The sequence below is a fragment of the Microcystis sp. M53603_WE2 genome (assembly GCF_030065435.1).
The window spans coordinates 1-2,878 of sequence record NZ_JASJFF010001300.1 but is presented as its reverse complement, the minus strand read 5'-3'; the positions used below and the strand labels follow the sequence as shown (position 1 = coordinate 2,878).

Genomic DNA, 2,878 nt, shown 5'->3' with positions numbered 1-2,878 from the left:
TGCCAGTTTGCTGCTGTCTTTTCGCTGATTATTGATTACTGTTTACTGATTACTGATTGGGTGCATCTCACATTTGTAGAAATACCGACAATCAGCAATTATCAGTGACTCTTAAATTAGTACAAAAATATGAACAATTGCGTGTAAGCATCTCACAGTTAAGCTAATGCGCTCCGGGGTTTGGGGGCGGCACTTCGACAAGGCTCAGTGACCGCGCCACGCCCCCAACGGGGGGTTTGGGGGGTTCTACCCCCCAACCCTACCGTTGGGAGCGTAGGGTTGATTCAAGGTAGGGTTGATTCATGAATCAACCCTACCCCGTTGGGGGCGTGGTGCCGCCCCCAAACCCCGGAGCGCATTAGCTTTTCAGTGGGATGCTTACACGCGATTGTTCATATTTTTGTACTAATTTAAGAGTCACTGATAATTGCTGATTGTCGGTATTTCTGCAAATGTGGGATGCACCCTGTCTCCTATCTGGTACTATGATAAGAACGTAGGTTGGGTTGAAGCATGAAACCCAACGCCCGCATGGGTTACGCTACCGCTAACCCATCCTACAAATAATTGTGCCTCCCTACTTAAAACACCTGAAGAAATTGCCAAAACTTACTCATCTTTGAGCTTAGAACAAGTTTATGCAACAATTCTGTACTATTTGCATGAGCAAGAAAAAATAACCAATTATTTAACCGAATGGATTGAACATGGAGAAAGAATGAGAGAAATACAAAAACAAAATCCTCCTCCTGTGGCGGAAAAATTGAGAAAGTTAAGGCAACAAAGAAAAGCAGTCAAACAAGTAAATGAGTCTGAAATATCTCTTAGATGAAAATGTTGATCCTCTCTATGGGACTCAACTAAGAAGACTCAAGCCTGATTTAGTTATTAGAGTCATTAGAGAACCTGTTATACTAAATCTGTTGAGTATAGGCTACTTATGAAGACAGGCACTCATGCAAGAGGCAAGAGGCAAAAGGGGTAATAAATAATCAGTCTTTAATAACCAGATTTAGTATCACGGGTCGCTTGCATGATGTCGTTGGTTGTTAGACGGCTAGTTGCTTTGCCACGGATAGCGGCAATCAGTTGCTTTCCCCGGCTGAGGGTTCTAGGCTTGCGAATTTGCAAGATATCCCCAATCACTTCCAGCTGGATTTCTGTACCGGGTAACAACCCAAGCTTTTCTTGAATATCAGGGGGAATAGTGATTTGTCCGTTAGGGCTAATTTTCATGGTGTTTTTCTGCATATACTAACAAATAATCGGAAGAGTCAGTGCCACTGGCTGCTTGACCCCCCCCAAACGTTTACCTGGGAATAACTCTGATTTATTATCCTGTATCCTATTTGGTACTATGATAAGAGCAGAGAATCAGTCAAGCATTTTATGAAAAAAGTACTTGTTATTTTAATTCTGGGTTTTCTGAGCGAACAAATATCAATAAAATCACCAATTTCTGTCCATAAAACCCTCAATAATTTAGCCGTAGCTAACAACAATAATCGTCCCACTCCCCAGAAAAAACCTAGTCCTTCTCCACAGTTTCGGTGCGATGGTAGAACTCACTGTTCCCAGATGACCTCCTGTGCAGAAGCGACTTTTTTCTTGAAAAATTGCCCCAATGTCAAAATGGATGGAGACGGTGATGGAGTTCCCTGTGAAAGTCAATGGTGTGGAAAAAAATCCTCAGAAAAATGTTTGGAAAGTTTTCCAGATAACTAACTTTGGTTCCTCACCCCAATTCTCTCATTTAAAGAATCGGGGTGAAAACAATTAAGAAGCAGTAATCACGGGAGAATTAAGATATTGATAATTCCAGTCCGATTGTTGCCAAACGCGACCATCAAGGGCAATTTGTTCGATTAAACTAGCTAATCGTAAAGCTTTTAAAGCTTGTTCCCCACCGACAGAAGGTTGGTCCCCACCGCGCACACAATGAACAAAATGTTCTAATTCCGCGTGTAGGGGTTCAATATTGCTGGTATAAACTTTTTCAATTAAACCATCTTGACGGTAGAGAACTTGACCGTAATCGGTGCTATAGTTAGCGGTGGTTTGCCGGTGAATGAGGATTTCATTATTGAGAAAATCCGCTTCCGTGAGAGAATTTTTACAGTGGGCCGCTAAACGGCGAATCTTGCGATGAGTCACCTTACTAGCGGTTAAATTAGCCACTACTCCATTACTAAAACCAAGGGTTGCAGTGACATAATCGAGATAACCGGAATCAGTGGCAGCGCGACTACCACTAGCGGTTAATTTCACCACGGGAGCGGAGACTAATTCTAAAATTAAATCTATATCGTGGATCATTAAATCTAACACCACCGACACATCATTAGCGCGCTGGGAATAGGGACTCATGCGATGGGATTCAATCGCTAAAATCTCCTCGGTTTTCAAGACTTTCGATAACTCTTGGAAAGCGGGATTAAAACGCTCGATATGACCCACTTGCAGGATACAATCGTGATCGGCTGCTGCGTTGACTAAAGATTCCGCTTCACTAATACTAGCGGCGATCGGTTTCTCGATCAAGGTATGTACTCCCCCTTGCAGACAGTCCATCCCGACTCGATGGTGTAACCGCGTGGGGACAGCGATACAAACCGCATCTACCCTAGGTAAGAGATCTAAATAATTTTCAAAAAAACGGACTCGGTATTTACTGGCAGTTTCCAGTCCCTTTTCGACGTTGACATCGGCCACCCCGACGAATTCCACGTCTTTTAATAAACTCAGGATGCGACTATGGTGTTGTCCCATGTTACCGACCCCGATAACCCCGACTTTAATCGGTTTGAGTTGATTTCTGTTACCCGGAAAGTTTGCTGGTTGATTGGACATGAATTTTAGACTCCTGTGTTCACACTCC

General features: G+C 43.2%; 4 protein-coding genes. 2 read left to right on the top strand and 2 right to left on the bottom strand.

Features of this window, described 5'->3' with window-relative positions; all coding sequences use genetic code 11:
- Nucleotides 1–619 precede the first annotated feature (619 nt).
- Complete coding sequence (locus PX481_RS27230; protein WP_002766476.1) at nt 620–832, top strand: hypothetical protein; 213 nt, start codon at nt 620–622, stop codon at nt 830–832.
- 167 nt (nt 833–999) lie between these two features.
- On the opposite strand, the gene PX481_RS27225 is transcribed toward PX481_RS27230, so the two are convergent.
- Nucleotides 1,000–1,251, bottom strand: a complete 252-nt coding sequence (locus PX481_RS27225) for an AbrB/MazE/SpoVT family DNA-binding domain-containing protein (RefSeq protein ID WP_004266827.1) — start codon at nt 1,249–1,251, stop codon at nt 1,000–1,002.
- A gap of 138 nt (nt 1,252–1,389) precedes the next feature.
- Here PX481_RS27225 and PX481_RS27220 point away from each other — a divergent pair, with 138 nt between their 5' ends.
- A complete protein-coding gene (locus tag PX481_RS27220) occupies nt 1,390–1,725 on the top strand; it encodes an excalibur calcium-binding domain-containing protein (RefSeq protein ID WP_288097057.1) in 336 nt (111 codons plus the stop codon).
- A gap of 51 nt (nt 1,726–1,776) precedes the next feature.
- Here PX481_RS27220 and PX481_RS27215 read toward each other — a convergent pair whose 3' ends face one another.
- On the bottom strand, nt 1,777–2,850 hold the full coding sequence (locus PX481_RS27215; protein WP_052277637.1) for a Gfo/Idh/MocA family protein: 1,074 nt from the start codon (nt 2,848–2,850) through the stop codon (nt 1,777–1,779).
- Between the last annotated feature and the right edge of the window lie 28 nt (nt 2,851–2,878).